Genomic DNA, 15,201 nt, shown 5'->3' with positions numbered 1-15,201 from the left:
ATACGTAGCACGGCGCCGTCGGGGCGGCGAATCCTGGGGGCCCGGACCGGGCAGGGTCACCCTGCGTGTCGCGGCTCGGTCACGACGGGCCCGTCGAGCGCCGTTGCGCGCCGCGCGCCGTACGATGCCGTGCGACCCATCTCGAGAGCAGGAGCATCCCCATGACCTGGACCCCCACCGCCGAGGACGATCGCCGCTTCCTCGCCCTCGCGATCGAGCAGGCGAGGACGAGCTGGGACGAGGGCGGGGTGCCGATCGGCGCCGTGCTCGTGCACGACGGGGAGGTGCTCGCCGCCGGCCACAACCAGCGCGTGCAGAAGGACTCCGCGATCCTGCACGGCGAGACCGACGCGATCGAAAAGGCCGGCCGGCTGCGCGCGAGCGTGTACCGCGAGTCCGTGCTGTACACGACCCTGTCCCCGTGCATCATGTGCTCCGGCACCGCGCTGCTCTACGAGATCCCACGGATCGTGGTGGGCGAGAACCGCACCTTCGAGATGGCCGAGGACCTGCTGCGCGAGCGGGGCGTCGTGGTCGACGTGCTCGATGATCCCGAGTGCGTGGCGCTGATGGAGCGGATGATCGCCGAGCGGCCCGAGATCTGGAGCGAGGACATCGGGGTCGAGGCGGACGAGCTGGGCGGGGAGGCCGACGGCGCGGACGCTGCCGACCTCGAGGGCGCGGACCGGTGACCGCGGCCGAGCTGCGCGAGGAGACGGGCACCGAGCCCGTCGATCCCGACTATCCCGTCACGCCCGTCCCCCGCTCCGCGCGGCGGGGCGTGGTCTCGATCTCGGTGGTGCTGATCGGGTTCACCGTCTTCGCGCCGACCCTCATGGCCGGGGCGAGCATCGGCGCGGCCTTCCGCTTCTCCGAGTTCCTGGCCGTGCTGCTGGTGGGCTCGCTGGTGCTCGGCGCGTACGTCGCCGCGATCGGCTTCCTCGGCGCCCGCACGGGGCTGACCACCGTGGTCATGTCGCGGTACACCTTCGGCACCGCAGGCTCCAAGGTCGTCTCCGTGCTGCTGGGCGGCACGCAGATCGGTTGGTACGGGGTCGCCGTCGGCTCCATCGGGAAGATGACCGCGCTCGCCTTCGGCTGGGAGAGCGCCTGGGCACCGGGACTGGTGATGATCGGCGTGTCCGCGCTGATGATGCTCACCGCCCTGTACGGCTACGAGGGCATGTACTGGGTCTCGCTGATCTCCACCCCGCTGATCCTGATCCTCGCCTTCTGGATCACCGGACTCGCGCTCACCGAGGTGGGCGGGGTGCGCGGCCTGTTCGACATCGCCCCCACCACGTCGATGACCTGGGCTGCGGCGGTGACGACGGTGGTGGGCACCTTCGCCTCCGCCGGCACGCAGGCCGCGAACTGGACCCGCTTCGCGAAGCGGGGGCGCGACGCCGTGATCGCCTGCGCGATGGGCTTCGTGATCGGCAATGGACTGATGGTGTTCTTCGGCGCCGTCTCCGCGCTCGCCTTCGGGGAGGGCGACTTCACGACCCTGCTGCTGAGCATGGGCATGATCGTCTGGGGTCTGTTCTTCCTGTTCGGGAACCTGTGGAAGTCCAATGCCGACGCCGCCTACGCCTTCGGCGTCGCCGGGGCCGAGATCGCGAACTCCACCCGCAAGGGCCCCTTCATCATCGGCGGTGTCGCGATCGGCACCGTCCTGGCGCTGGCCGGCGTGGAAGGGCACATCGTGGGCTACCTGAGCCTGCTCGGCGTGCTCATCCCGCCGCTCGGCGGTGTGCTCATCGGCGACTGGATCGCCCGCTGGCGCTCCGGGCAGCCCGCCCTGTCGACACTCACCGAGAAGGTGCGCTGGCAGGCGCTGGTGCCGTACGTGCTCGGGTGCCTGGTGGCGTGGGTGTCGAACGAGCTCGGGATAGGCATCGCGCCGCTGAACGGGATCGTGGTGGCGCTGGTGGGGGCGTGGGGGTTGGGGGTGAAGGCCAAACGCGAGGCGGCCACCTCCGCGTAAGCCTCAACCGGCCCGTCCTTCGGCTTTCCCTGCGCGCGTCGCTGCCGCTCCGTACGATCAACGAAGTTGGCTCAGCGCGAAGGGAAGTTCACGGTGAAGAGTCCAGTCATCCGAGTCGTGGGCGCCATCGTCGAGCGCAACGGTACGGTGTTCGCCGCCCGCCGCAACGCCGACCGCAGTGCCGGTGGCCTGTGGGAGTTCCCCGGCGGGAAGGTTGAGGCGGGCGAGACACCCGAGGCCGCACTGCGGAGAGAGATCCAGGAAGAGCTCAACGTTGACGTCGCTGTCGGCTCGTTCGTCGACCGCAGCCTGAGTGACGTGGGCAGTGTGCAGATCGAACTGTCCTGCTATACGGCAGAGTTCGAGAGCGACGACCCCGTCTCCAGCAGCGACCACGATGCGATGCAGTGGATCCCGATCAGTGAACTCGCCTCGCTGGAATGGGCGCCCGGGGATGTCCCCCTCATCGAGGTCCTGCCGGAGCGTCTCGCAGCTCTCCGTCGCCAGGTCGAGGGGGCGTGATGGAGGGCAAGCAGAGGCTCGATCCCGGCCTCTACGAACTGCTCCTCACCACCGGGCTCGCGGAGTCCGTGCGGAGCACGGAAGAGCAAGGATTCCTCACGCCGACGGAGGACGTGGACGACGCAGACGTTGCGCACGTCCTCACGCAGCACGTCGCACGGACCGTCGAGCAGGCGCTGATCGCGGCACCTCGCGACGCCCGCCTCGCTCTCGCGAACCGGTTGCTGCAGGCGTTGCCGGAGGCTCCGCTGGATCCGTCGGTCTCCCCCGGTCCGTGTCTCCTCACTTCCGTGACACCCCCGGAAACGCCGCTGGTGCCGCGCCCCTCGACACCGCTCAGCGACGTCGCGCTCTTCACGAACTCGCGCATGGATCCGCAGCTTGGCTCGGAGCTGCGCCTCGAGATGGCGAGCGCCGATCGCATCGATCTGCTGTGCGCGTTCGTGCAGTGGAGCGGGATCCGTGTGCTGGAGTCCGCCCTGCGGGAGGCCGCCGAGCGCGGCGTGCCGATTCGGGTGCTCACCACGACGTATATCGGCGCGACCGATCGCAAGGCCCTGGACCACTTCGTGCGGTCGCTGAACGCCGAGGTGCGGGTGAACTATGACGCGCAGTCCACGCACCTCCATGCCAAGGCGTGGATGTTCCACCGGTCCAGCGGCTACACCACCGCGTACGTGGGCAGCTCGAACATGAGCCGCGCCGCACTCGTCGATGGTCTGGAGTGGAACGTGCGCCTCTCCCATTTGGCGACGCCCAGCCTCGTGGACAAGTTCGAATCCACCTTCGAGACGTACTGGGACGATGCCGCGTTCGCCCCCTACGACCCTGACGAGGATGCCGAATACCTCGATGCTCTCCTCGCGAAGAACAGCGGCCGCGCCTCGTCCGCGAGCCTGTCGATCAGCCATCTCGATGTGCGCCCATACCCGCACCAGATCGAGATGCTGGACGACCTCACCGCCGAGCGCGAAGTGCATGAACGGCATAGAAACCTCTTGGTCGCCGCCACCGGCACTGGGAAGACGGTCGTCGCCGCGTTGGACTACAAGCGACTGCGCGCTTCGGACGCCGACCAGCCGACGATCCTCTTCGTGGCGCACCGCAAAGAGATCCTCGAGCAGTCCCTGCGCACCTACCGCGACGTGCTCAAGGACGGCGCGTTCGGTGAGCTCTTCGTCGGGGGCCACAAGCCCGTCCGACGACGGCACGTCTTCGCCTCGATCCAGTCGCTTCAGCAGTCGGGTGAGCTCGAGCGATGGGACCGCGACCACTTCGACATCATCGTGATCGACGAGTTCCATCACGCGGAAGCTGCGACGTACCGCAAGGTGCTCGACTACTTCACCCCACGCGAGCTGCTCGGACTCACGGCGACGCCGGAACGGGCCGACGGGGTGGACGTCGCGCAGGCCTTCTTCGACGGTCGCGTGGCGAGCGAACTGCGGCTCTGGGATGCGCTCAGCGCCGACCTCCTCGTCCCCTTCCACTACTTCGGCATGGCCGATGGCGTGGACCTCAGCGGTGTGCGGTTCACGCGAGGCGCATACAACATCGACCAGCTGAACTCCCTCTACACGGGCAACGACGCCCGAGCGGGCAAGGTGCTCCAGGCACTGCACGACAAGGTCACCGACCCGAGCCGCATGCGGGCGCTCGGGTTCTGCGTCAGCGTCGAGCACGCGCATTACATGGCGGAAGTGTTCCGCCGCGCTGGGCTCCCGTCGCTGGCGCTCACGGGCGCATCCGGCTCCGATGAACGACAGGAGGGCCTCGCGAAGCTACGCCGCGGCGAGATCGTCTGCTTATTCGCTGTCGACCTCTTCAACGAAGGGCTCGACATCCCCATGATCGACACCGTCTTGATGCTGCGGCCCACACAGTCGGCGACGATCTTCCTTCAGCAGCTCGGGCGCGGCCTCCGTCGAGCGGAGCACAAGGCCGTGCTGACCGTGCTCGACTTCGTCGGACTCCAGCACACGAACTTCCGCTTCGATCTGAAGTACCGCGCTCTCACCGGGCTCTCCCGGAACAAGCTCGAGCGCAGCATCCGTGACGGCTTCCCGTTCCTCCCTCCGGGGACGCAGATCGTCTTCGATCGCGTGGCGCAGGAGATCGTGCTCTCGAACGTGAAGAGGCAGCTCAAGCTGTCGACCAGGGACCTGGTGGCGGACGTCCGCCAGCACAAGCCAGAGGATGCCACCCCTGGCGACTACGCTCTGGGCTCCTACATCCACGCGGCGGAGCGTTCCGTCGCGGACATCTACGGGCCGGGTACGCGCAGCCTGAGCGGGGAGAAGCGTTCGGCGAGCTGGTCGACGCTCGTGGACTGGGCCTTCCCTGCCGACCGAGGAGATGCCCGGTCGGAGTCAGCCGACTCCCTCCTGCGCCGAGTCGGCACTCTCACTCACGTTGACGATCCCGAGCGGATCCAGGCTTACCGACGCCTTCTCTCGTCTCTCACACTTCCGGCTGGTGTCGAGTCCGATCTGTACGCCGCGATGCTCGTGTACTCGTTCTGGCCTTCCGGGGAGCGATCCATTCGCGCCGGGCTTGAGCAGCTCCGGGCTCATTCTCTCGTGGTGGAGGAGCTACTTCACCTGCTGGACTACCAGGACCAATCGTCCCGGGTCCGTCCGAAAGCACTGACAGGCTCCGTCGCGGCGTCGCCGCTACGTTCGCACGCTCGATATTCGCGCGAGGAGCTGCTTGCTGGCCTGGGGCTCGGCACCCTGGACACGGGCGCACCTGGGTCGATCCGCGAAGGAGTGAAGTGGCTGCCGAGCATGAGCGTCGACGCACTGCTCGTGACGCTGAAAAAGTCCGAAGCGGACTACTCCCCCACCACCATGTATCGCGACTTTGCAATCAACCAGGACCTCTTCCACTGGGAGTCGCAGAGCACCACGAGCGTGGAGAGCCGCACAGGCCAGCGGTACATCAACCATGCCTCGCGCGGATCAAGCGTGGTCCTCTTCGTGCGGCGTGCGAAGACGGGCGACATCGGGACCGAGCCGTACACCTGCCTGGGGACGGTGCACTTCCAGCACGCGACGGGGTCACGGCCGATGCAAATCGTGTGGAAGTTGGACCGGTCGATGCCGGCAGAGCTCTTCATGGAAGCGCGGGCCGTGGCGTAAACGAACGCGTTAGACCAGCCCGTTGGCCGCTTCTCGACCCGTTAACCGCACCACCCCGAACCCCCACATCCCCACGACCGGCAGCAGCGGCCACCACCAGTAGACGCCGCTCTCCCCCACCACGCCCACAGACGCCATCACGGCAAGTCCTGCGACGACGCACACCACGGCAGCGAGCGGCTTCCACACCGGCGGCGCCGGGCGTTCGTCGGGCCGGGGCGTCTCGAACCGCCCCATCACCAGCACCACCACTCCGGTCAGCACCAGCAGCACCAGGGCCCACAGCGGGCGGGTCGCCCACCACACGCCGCTCAGCGGCTCGGGCAGCAGTGCTCGGACATCGAAGGCCAGCAGCAGGTGGGCGAGTCCCACCATGACGGTGAGGTGCCATAGGAACCAGGTCATGATCCGTTGGTTCACCAGCACGGTGACGAACCACAGCCGGGGCCGGGCCAGCAGCACGGTGAGCGGCTTCTCGAGGGAGAGCACCAGCCCGGCCTGCAACATGCCCAGGAACGCCATCGTGATCCGGGTGGGGCTCGAGTTGGAGATCTCGTCGGTGCCGGCGGTGATCATGGAGACCGGGTAGGGGCCCAGCGTCACCAGTGCCAGCAGGCCCACCAGGCCGATCGCGGCCAGCAGCAGGCGCTTGCTGTTCCCGGCGAGGCGGCCGTCGAGCCAGGCATAGCCGACCTGGTGGAACGCCGCCCACACCAGCAGGTAGTTCGGGTAGCCGAGCAGCGGCTGGTCCGCGGCGATGCTGATCGCGTCCACTGCTCCGGCCAGCAGGATCCCGCCCACGATGGAGAACCAGCCGAATCGCTCCCAGAGCAGCAGGCAGGGCGGTGCCACCACGATCACCATCAGGTACGCGGCGAGGAACCAGGTGGGGATGAGCGCCATCTGCGAGGCGAGCTGCACGGCGGCGAGGTCGGCGCCGGCCAGGGAGGCGACCACCCCGATTACCAACCAGGCCAGCAGCAGCGGGACAAGCGGGATGCCGAGGCGTCGCAGTCTCGTGCGCAGCCATTCGGCGTAGCCGACGTCCTTGCGCCTCGCGGAGCGCCAGGACAGGGCATTGGAGTACCCGCCCACCAGGAAGAAGATCGGCATCACCTGGAACACCCAGGTGAGCGGATGGGTCCAGGCCGCACCGTCGAGCACGCCGTGGGGCTGGATGCCGCCGTCGGCGTCGACCGCGATGATCGTCCAGTGCCCGAGCACCACCACGGTGATCGCGGCGGCGCGCAGGAAGTCGACGACGCGGTTGCGGCTCGCGGGGGTCGCGGCATCGACCTTCTCGGCGCGGCCCTGGCCGGTGGTGGTCACGGGGCGTCTCCCTTCGTCGTCCGCCGCCGCAGGCCGGGAAGCCGGGCCACGAGGTCCGCTGGTGGTGGCCGCACTGTACCGGAGCAGGAGCCTCTCACCCCTGGCGTCGCAGGAAGTCCCGCTGCGGCGCGGTGAGGTCCCGCTCGGAGAGCTCGAGCAGCAGACGCATCTGGGTGGGGGTCAGCGGCGGGAGCTCCTCGCTGATCCCGGCGAACAGATCTTGCACCTGAGCCGTGATCTCCGCGAGCTCCGCCTCGGGGGTGTCCGCGTCGATCGCGTCGAAGCGCTGCTGAAGCGCGGTCAGCGCCCCGCGCCGCTCGGGATCGTGCAGCGCCTCGACCAGGCGATGGAACGGTTCGTGGTCGCGGTACAGATGGGCCAGCAGGATCGCCGGGGAGAGGTCCGTCGCCGCGAGGCTCAGTGCCGCCGCCTCGCGGGACAATCCCACGTGCCCGCCCTCGCGCGCGCGAGCCAGGCGTGCGCGGCGTTCGGTGAGCACCGCGATCTGGGCGGCGAGGGCGCGGTCGGCCGCCTCCAGCACCTCGTCGTCCGCAGTCGGGGCGGGGTCGGCGGCGAGCTCCCCGGCCGCAGCGAGGGAGAGCCCGGACCCGGTCAGCTGGCGGATCCGCAGCACCGTGACGAGGTGATCGGCCGAGTAGTCGCGGTAGCCGTTGGCGCGTCGCGGCGGCTCCGGCAGGGCGCCGGTCTGGTGGTAGTAGCGGAGGGTGCGGACGCTGACGCCCGCGAGGTCGGCGAGTTCGGCGATGCGCATCAGGGTCCCTCCGTTCCGAGTCGGCGCAGGCGCGGGGTGAACAGGGCGGCGAGGACGGTGAGCAGCCACAGCCCGGCGAGCACCGCCGCGGTGCGCTCCACGCTGCCCAGCTCGATGAGCACGGAGGCCAGGCCGATGCCCGCGGCGGGCACCAGGGTCATGATCGCGTTCTGGGCGCCGAGCACGGTGCCCCGTCGGCCCTCGTCGACGGCCTCCACGAAGGTCAGCCCCACCACCGCGTTCATGGCCCCGCTGCCCAGGCCCACGATCGCCGCACCGGTGAGGACGATCCCCGTGGAGCCCAGCGTAGCGAGCACCACCAGTCCCACCGCGATCACCAGGATCCCGGCGATCAGCCAGACCCTCCGCGGCAGTCGGGCACCGGCCACGGCGAACGCTCCGCCGCCTACCAGCATCCCGGCGGCCAGGGCGCTGAGCACGAAGCCGACCGACGCCCCCTCGCCGCGGAACGCGAAGTGCACCGGGATCACCATGCCCTGGAACGCGGCGAGCACCACCGCGAGGGCGAGCATCAGCAGCACCAGGGCGCGCAGCAGTGGGGTGCGGGCGATGAGGCCGAGGCCGTGGAGCATCGCGCCGGTGCTCGCGCGGACCCCGCGCGAGGTGTCGGCCGGGCCGTCGGCCGCCCCACCCTCCACGGTGCGGTCGTGGGCGGCAGCGCGGGCCGGCACGAGCAGGGTGAGCAGAGCGGCGAGCGCCGCGATCCCGGCGGTCGCCCACATCACCGAGACGGGCTCGAGGGTGGCGACCAGCAGCCCGGCCGCTGCAGGGCCGAGCAGCAGCGCCACCCCGCCGAGCGACTCGCGCAGCCCGATCAGGCGGGATGCCTCGATGCCGGCGGCGCGGGCGAGGGATGGAAGCATCGCCTCGCGGGCGGTGATCCCGGGGACGTCCCCGAACGAGTTCAGCACCGCGATGGCGATGAACCAGCCCAGCGACAGGCCGGTCGTGTGGTCGATGATCGGCAGCATCACCAGGGCGAGGGCGGAGATGACGTCGGCGAGGATCGCGGCAGTGCGGCGGTTGATGCGGTCCACCAGGGAGCCCATCAGCAGCCCGGCGAGAGCGGAGGGGACGGCGGCGGCGATCGCCACTGCTCCGGCGCCGAGCGGGCTGCCGGTGGTAAACAGCACCAGCAGCGGCAGCGCGATCGCGGTGACCGAGTTGCCGAGCAGCGAGGCGCCGTAGGAGGCGAGGTACGGGAGGACGATGCGGGTCATGCCTCGGAGTCAAGACCCTGACAACGCGTCAGGGTCAAGGGCGGGCCTGCCCCGTCGCCGCTCCGGCGTGGCGGGCGTCTCGCGCCCGTGCTCCCCGCGCAACTCCTCGGCCCCCGCAGCGGCGTGCTCGGCATGCGCCCTCCCTCGGGGCGAGGGGTCTGCCAGGCTCCTGCCATGACCGCGCACCGACACGCTCCGCACCCGTCCGTCCCCTCCGAGCACCTCTCCTCCGCCGAGCACTGGGAGCAGCGCTACGCCGAAGCGGACGCGATGTGGTCCGGCAAGGTCAACGCCACCCTCGCCGCCGTCCTCGCGGACCTCGCCCCCGGGGACGCGATCGACCTGGGCTGCGGTGAGGGTGGGGACGTGCTGTGGCTGGCAGAGCAGGGCTGGCGGGCCCACGGCCTCGACATCTCCGCCACCGCCGTCGGCCGCGCCCGGGAGGAGGCGAGCGCGCGCGGACTCGACGGGGCATGCTTCGAGGCCGCCGACCTCGAGGTCTGGCAGCCGGTTCCCGACTCGGCAGACCTGGTCACCGCCTCGTTCTTCCAGTCCGACGTTGCGCTCGAGCGCACCGACATCCTGCGTCGCGCCGCCGCGGCGTTGCGCCCCGGCGGGCACCTGGTGAGTGTCTCCCACGCCGCCCCGCCGTCCTGGGCGGACCATCACCGCGCGGACATGCTCGGTGCGCGTGAGGAGGTCCAGCAGCTGGCGCTGCCCGGGGACGCGTGGGAGGTGCTGATCGCGGAGGATCGCCCGCGCACGGCCCTCGGTCCGGATGGCACGCCCGGGGAGCACCTGGACGCGGTGGTGGTGGTGCGGCGGCGCTGACCTCGGCTCCGCTGCAGCCCGCGGTGCGAAAAATCTTCGGACTCGCCTGAGCCCGTCACCTGCGACGACGTCCCGCTATGCCCGCACTGCTCGCGCCGCCCTGCTGCAGTCACCTTGCGCCCCACCTCTCCCTGACCTAGCCTGGAATCGTTTCCATTATGGAAACGTTTCCACGAGGGAGTGAGAGCATGGCAACGATCAAGGAAGTCGCAGCGAAGGCTGGTGTCTCCCTGGGGACGGCATCGCGCGTCCTCAGTGGCAGTCCGCAGACATCGCAGGACTCCCGCACCCGGGTGCTCGCTGCCGCCTCCGCGTTGAACTACATCACCAACGGCCCCGCACGATCCCTGCGCCGCTCGCGAACCGACGTGCTGGGGCTGGTCGTCTCGGACATCCGTAATGAGTTCTTCGCGAAGCTCGCGCACGCTGCGGAGCAAGAAGCCCGTCGCCTTGGATTTACCGTGCTCTTGGCGAACGCTAACGAGGACCAGAACCAGGTCGACGAGTACCTGCGCATCTTCGCCTCTCAGCGCATCGACGGGCTTCTCCTCGCTCCCCAGGGGGAACTGTCAGCTGAAGTTTCCAGACTCTCGGCGACCGGTCTGCCGTTGGTCCTCTTGAATCGAACTCTCGAGGGACTCGACGCGCCGATGATCGGCACCGACGACGTCGAAGGCGTTGCCTCGGTCCTGGACTGGCTGCAGAGGAGGCAACACCGTGACGTCGCCTTCGTCGGCGGCCCCTCCACGATCTCCACTGGTGCAGAACGGATGAAGGCGTATCTGGCCGGTCGAGAGACCCACGGGATCAGCACAGATGACGCACTCGTCGACTCCGGCGACTTCCTTGCCGAAGGTGCTGCAGTTGCAATGCTGAGGATCCTGGACCGAGGGGTGCGCCCCACCGCCGTCTTCGGCGCGAACGGCCCGACCACCGTCGGCGCCTTCCGCGCGCTGCGCGATCGGCTCGGTGTCGACGCCGCCTCGAGAATCGAACTGGTCTCCTTCGACGACCTCGAATGGTTCGAGTTCTCGGATCCGCCGATCAGCGCCGTCCGCAACGACGCGCATTCGATCGGTCGTCTGGGCGTCGCCGGGCTCGTCGAGCTGATCAGAGGCAACAAGGCTTCCTCCACCCGCGTCCCCACGACCTTCGTCGACCGAGCGGGAGCCCCCAGGTGAGCGCGTCTTCCATCACCGTCATCGGCAGCGTCAACGTCGACGATTCCGTTCGAGTGACTCGTCATCCCGTTCCTGGAGAAACCGTCAGCGCTCATTCCCTGGTGACCGCGCTGGGAGGGAAGGGTGCCAACCAGGCCGTGGCGAGCGCCCGTGCCAGCGCAACAGTCCGGTTCGTCGGTGCGTTCGGAAGAGACAGTGCACCGTGGATCCTGGAAGCGCTGCACGCCGACGGCATCGAGACCGAGCATCTAGTCCAACGTGATGACGTCGCCAGTGGCAAGGCCATCGTCCTGGTCGATGACGGCGGGGAGAACTCGATCATTGTGGTGTCCGGCGCGAACCACCGGATCCCGGACGAGACCGTGCACGGAGCCTGCTCCACGCTTACCGCGGGGGACGTGATCCTGCTGCAGAACGAGATCCCGACGGCAACATCGCGTCTGGCCGCACAGGCCGCCCGCACCGCCGGGGCGACCGTGGTCTGGAACGCGGCCCCGGCGCCCGAGTCCATTGAAGAACTAATCACCGAAGTGGATCTGCTCATCGTCAATGAGCACGAGCTCGCCGCGATCGCTTCGGTGCTTGCGATGCCTCCCTCGGCGGTAGAAGCCCAGATCCACGCCGTCGCGGAACACCTGGACACTGACGTGGTCTGCACGCTCGGAGCCGACGGTGCTGCATACAAGGTCGGCGGGGCTTCGGGCAGGGAGTCCGCGCGAGCCGTCCGCGCCGTGGATACGACTGCGGCGGGCGACACCTTCGTCGGATATCTCGCCGCCGGCCTCGCACGCCGCGCACCCTTGTCCGAGCAACTCAGAGCTGCCTCGCTCGCAGGCTCCTTGGCAGTCACCCGCCCTGGTGCCGCCGCCTCCATCCCCTCCCTCTGCGAGGTCACCCGAACTCGAAACACGGAAAGGACCACTGAATGATCATCTCCCTCGGCGCCGATCACGCGGGATACCCCTTGAAGGCCGAAGTCAGAAGCATCATCGAAACCTTCGGACACCAAGTCATCGACTGCGGAACCGACAGTACGGAGGCCGTGGACTTCCCGGACATCACCCGTGCGACCTGCGAGGTGGTCCAGCGTGGCGACGCTGACCGCGCAGTGCTCGTCTGCGGGACCGGTCAGGGCGCCATCATGGCAGCCAACAAGCTGCCTGGTATCCGTTGTGGTCTTGCGCACGAGCCGTATTCCGCCCACCAAGCCGTCGAGCATGACGACGCCAACGCGATCGCCATGGGCGCCTGGCTCGTCCCCAGAGCCCTCGTCCGAGGCATCCTCCACGAGTTCCTCGAAGCGACCTTTGACGACGACGAGGACACCAACCGTCGCGTCAGCAAGCTCAACGCCCTCGACCAACGTCCCGCGACTGCCTGAGAACGGCCCCCAACCACACACTTCGCCATCGACGGTGCCCCGCATCCCATCGAGGTTCCGTCAGTTCCCTACCCCTTCACGCCCTGAATCAGGTTCGCTGCACTATTCAGCAGACCACGCCGGGCTCCCAGCACTGATCAAAGGAGATCCCATGACCACCACCGCAGCACCCCCGACCCGCAGCGCCCTCGGATCGAAAGACCGACTGAAGACAGCGATCGCCGCTGGCGTCGGAACGAGCGTGGAGAACTACGATTTCATCGCCTACGGCACCGCCGCCGCCCTGTACTTCGGCCCGATCTTCTTCCCTTCGGAAGACCCGCTGGTGAGCACCCTGCTCGCATTCACGACTCTCGCCGTCGGCTTCTTCATGCGACCTATAGGCGGCGCGGTCGGCGGATACCTCGCGGACAAATACGGTCGCAAGCCCGTGCTCGTCGGCGCAATGATCGTCATGGGCGCAGCCACTTTTGCCATTGGCCTCATGCCCACGTATGCGCAGATCGGCGTTGCGGCACCGATCATCCTCACGGTCATTCGCATGATTCAGGGACTGGCCTTCGGCGCAGAGTGGGGCGGCGCGATCACGATGGCGTACGAGCACGCCCCGTGGAACCGCCGCGGCATGTTCGCCGCTATCCCGCAGTCGGGGAACCCTCTAGGAATCGCCCTCGCCAGCGGCATGTTCGCCCTGTCGGCAAACCTCGATGGCGACTGGAAGTGGCGGGTACCGTTCCTGCTCAGCTCCGTCCTCGTCATCGCCGCCCTGATCGTGCGCTCACGGTTGTCCGAGTCACCTGAGTTCCAGGAGGCGCAGGCCGCGGGCACGATCGAGAAGAACCCGTTCCTCGCCACCATCAAGAACGACTGGCGCGGCATCCTTCGGGTCATCTCGCTGCGCATCGTGGAGTCCTTCGCCTACTACTCGACGGCCACGTACTTCCTCAACTACATCGCGGACCGGGATCCCGAGCTCAGGTCGGTCGCCCTCAACGCGCTCACAGCGGCCAGCATCATCGCGATCTTCGTGACGTTCCTGGCGGGGAGCCTGACGGACCGTATCGGGCGGCGTCCCATCTACATCACCGCATGCATCACTGCGATCTTGTTCGCCTTCCCGATGTACCTGCTCACCAATGACGGGCAACCGCTCATGGTAGCGATGGTATTCATCGTCGGCATCGGGCTGATCCACGCTTCGCTCACCGGCGCACAAGGGTCGCTCCTCACCGAGCAGTTCCGCACCAGCACTCGGACCTCCGGCGCCTCCCTCGGGTATCAGCTCGCGGCCGCTCTCGGCGGCCTGGCTCCTCTCCTCGCCGCCTCTCTGGTGGGCGTCTTCGGGTGGCCGGGCGCAGCGATGCTCTACATGGCTGCAGCTGCCATCGGCCTGATCGGCATCCTCATGACCAAGGAGACCTGGGGCCGTGCCGAACGTCAGCGCGTCGGCGCTCTGGTCGAAGCTGAACGGCGCAGCCTTGCAGAGACGAACCGCTGAGCAAGCCCATACGAACGAGGTGACCTCAGGAGTGCATGCGTGCCTGACCACGGCGCGCATGCACTCCTGACTCTCAACCACCACCCGCCCTGACAGCGCGCTCGGCGAGCGTGTCAACGCGGTCATCGTGCTGCGTCGACGGCAGGGAGAGTGCGGGGCGGCCGCCCGTCAGTGCATCACCGTCGTCTGCTGGTACAGAGTGGGCGCGGGCCGGCCGTCCACGAGGGTGTGGTGGCTCAACATCAGGGCGGCGAAGGGCTCGTCCTCGCCGTCACGCGTAGCGGTCGCCCGGTGGACCGGTGCGGCGCTGCCCTCCCCCGTCGGCACCAGGTGGGTGTCCTCGAGGGCGAAGGCGCTCCAGGCGGGCGACTCGTCGAAGGAGGCGGCGAGGGTCTCCCGATTCAGGACCATGCCGTAGACCAGGATCATCACCGCGTCGGCCGTCATCGGAGCGCCGTAGAAGCGACCGGCCCTCAGGGCAGGATCGCGTCCGTGTACCCGCCGTCCACGCGCAGCGCCCCACCGGTGGTCGCCGAGGCGAGCGGGGAGGAGAGGTAGACGACCATGTTCGCGATCTCCTCGGGGCGGATGAGCCGCTCGAGAAGGGACTGCGGGCGGTGCAGACGCATGAACTCCGCCTCCGCCTCCTCCCACGGCAGCGCGGGATCCACCAGCTGGTACACGAAGTCCTGCACTCCCTCGGTGTAGGTGGGGCCCGCGATCACGGAGTTCACCGTCACGCCGGTGCCGGCGGCGTCCTTCGCGAAGCCGCGGGAGACGGCCAGCAGCGCCGTCTTGGAGACGCCGTAGTGGATCATCTCCGCCGGGGTGACGATCGCGGAGTCGCTGGCGATGTTCAGGACCCGGCCCCAGCCGGCCTCCTTCATCCGCGGCAGCGTCGCACGGATCAGACGCACCGACGCCAGGACGTTCACGTCCCAGTAGCGCTGCCACTCGGCGTCGCTGATCTCGAGCGCCGCTGCGGCGCCGAAGATGCCGAGGTTGTTGACCAGCACGTCCACGTCCCCGGCGGCGGCGAGGGCGGCCTCGAGCCCCTCGTCGGCGGTGACGTCGCCGGGCGCGGCGATCAGCTGCTCACGGGAGAGCCCGCCCTCGGTCAGGGCGGCGAGCGCCTCCTCCGCCCGCTCGGCGGTGCGGCCGTTGACGGCCACGCGGGCGCCGGCATCGGCGAGCCGGCGCGCGATCGCGAGCCCGATGCCCTGCGTGGAGCCGCTGACGAAGGCCGTCCTGCCGGCCAGATCCAGATCGATCATGAAGGTCCCCTCCTGGGTCGGTGAGTCCTGGCAGGAACGCCGAAG

The 15,201-nt window shown here is 68.8% G+C and carries 14 protein-coding genes; 9 read left to right on the top strand and 5 right to left on the bottom strand.

Going from position 1 to position 15,201, the window contains the following annotated elements; translation table 11 throughout:
- The first annotated feature begins 161 nt into the window (after positions 1–161).
- From ACT3SP_RS04520 to ACT3SP_RS04505, 4 genes are all read left to right on the top strand, one after another.
- A complete protein-coding gene (locus ACT3SP_RS04520; RefSeq protein WP_444586050.1) occupies positions 162–692 on the top strand; it encodes a nucleoside deaminase in 531 nt (176 codons plus the stop codon).
- On the top strand, positions 689–1,987 hold the full coding sequence (codB, locus tag ACT3SP_RS04515) for a cytosine permease (RefSeq protein WP_444586049.1): 1,299 nt from the start codon (positions 689–691) through the stop codon (positions 1,985–1,987). The genes ACT3SP_RS04520 and codB overlap by 4 nt, the downstream gene beginning before the upstream one ends.
- Positions 1,988–2,104: 117 nt before the next feature.
- On the top strand, positions 2,105–2,509 hold the full coding sequence (locus tag ACT3SP_RS04510) for a (deoxy)nucleoside triphosphate pyrophosphohydrolase (RefSeq protein ID WP_444586048.1): 405 nt from the start codon (positions 2,105–2,107) through the stop codon (positions 2,507–2,509).
- Complete coding sequence (locus ACT3SP_RS04505; RefSeq protein ID WP_444586047.1) at positions 2,509–5,649, top strand: DUF3427 domain-containing protein; 3,141 nt, start codon at positions 2,509–2,511, stop codon at positions 5,647–5,649. The genes ACT3SP_RS04510 and ACT3SP_RS04505 overlap by 1 nt, the downstream gene beginning before the upstream one ends.
- Before the next feature lie 9 nt (positions 5,650–5,658).
- On the opposite strand, the gene ACT3SP_RS04500 is transcribed toward ACT3SP_RS04505, so the two are convergent.
- The 3 genes from ACT3SP_RS04500 to ACT3SP_RS04490 form a co-directional block, all read right to left on the bottom strand.
- Positions 5,659–6,978, bottom strand: a complete 1,320-nt coding sequence (locus tag ACT3SP_RS04500) for an acyltransferase family protein (protein WP_444586046.1) — start codon at positions 6,976–6,978, stop codon at positions 5,659–5,661.
- A 94-nt stretch (positions 6,979–7,072) separates the two neighbouring features.
- Positions 7,073–7,750, bottom strand: a complete 678-nt coding sequence (locus tag ACT3SP_RS04495) for a MerR family transcriptional regulator (protein ID WP_444586045.1) — start codon at positions 7,748–7,750, stop codon at positions 7,073–7,075.
- Positions 7,750–8,991 carry an MFS transporter gene (locus ACT3SP_RS04490; protein WP_444586044.1) on the bottom strand — a complete coding sequence of 414 codons (1,242 nt, stop codon included), beginning with the start codon at positions 8,989–8,991 and terminating at the stop codon, positions 7,750–7,752. The genes ACT3SP_RS04495 and ACT3SP_RS04490 overlap by 1 nt, the downstream gene beginning before the upstream one ends.
- A gap of 174 nt (positions 8,992–9,165) precedes the next feature.
- Here ACT3SP_RS04490 and ACT3SP_RS04485 point away from each other — a divergent pair, with 174 nt between their 5' ends.
- The 5 genes from ACT3SP_RS04485 (at position 9,166) to ACT3SP_RS04465 (ending at position 13,882) form a co-directional block, all read left to right on the top strand.
- Entirely contained in the window at positions 9,166–9,822 is a 657-nt protein-coding gene (locus ACT3SP_RS04485) for a class I SAM-dependent methyltransferase (protein WP_444586043.1), read from the top strand.
- Positions 9,823–10,010: 188 nt separating this feature from the next.
- Positions 10,011–11,003 (top strand): LacI family DNA-binding transcriptional regulator, encoded by a 993-nt coding sequence (locus ACT3SP_RS04480; RefSeq protein ID WP_444586042.1) that lies wholly within the window; start codon positions 10,011–10,013, stop codon positions 11,001–11,003.
- Complete coding sequence (locus ACT3SP_RS04475; protein ID WP_444586041.1) at positions 11,000–11,932, top strand: ribokinase; 933 nt, start codon at positions 11,000–11,002, stop codon at positions 11,930–11,932. The genes ACT3SP_RS04480 and ACT3SP_RS04475 overlap by 4 nt, the downstream gene beginning before the upstream one ends.
- Positions 11,929–12,384 carry an RpiB/LacA/LacB family sugar-phosphate isomerase gene (locus ACT3SP_RS04470; RefSeq protein ID WP_444586040.1) on the top strand — a complete coding sequence of 152 codons (456 nt, stop codon included), beginning with the start codon at positions 11,929–11,931 and terminating at the stop codon, positions 12,382–12,384. Before ACT3SP_RS04475 ends, ACT3SP_RS04470 begins: the two co-directional genes overlap by 4 nt.
- A gap of 151 nt (positions 12,385–12,535) precedes the next feature.
- Positions 12,536–13,882: an MFS transporter gene (locus ACT3SP_RS04465; RefSeq protein ID WP_444586039.1), complete on the top strand. Its 1,347-nt coding sequence runs from the start codon at positions 12,536–12,538 to the stop codon at positions 13,880–13,882.
- Between the two features lie 168 nt (positions 13,883–14,050).
- Here the strand turns inward: ACT3SP_RS04465 and ACT3SP_RS04460 are convergent, their stop codons facing one another.
- Entirely contained in the window at positions 14,051–14,329 is a 279-nt protein-coding gene (locus tag ACT3SP_RS04460) for a DUF4440 domain-containing protein (protein WP_444586038.1), read from the bottom strand.
- Positions 14,330–14,355: 26 nt separating this feature from the next.
- A complete protein-coding gene (locus ACT3SP_RS04455; protein ID WP_444586192.1) occupies positions 14,356–15,153 on the bottom strand; it encodes an SDR family NAD(P)-dependent oxidoreductase in 798 nt (265 codons plus the stop codon).
- Between the last annotated feature and the right edge of the window lie 48 nt (positions 15,154–15,201).

The organism is Brachybacterium sp. AOP43-C2-M15, assembly GCF_052446295.1.
Classification (GTDB): Bacteria; Actinomycetota; Actinomycetes; order Actinomycetales; family Dermabacteraceae; genus Brachybacterium.
Note: the sequence above shows the minus strand (reverse complement) of the source record. Positions and strands in the feature narration are given on the sequence as shown.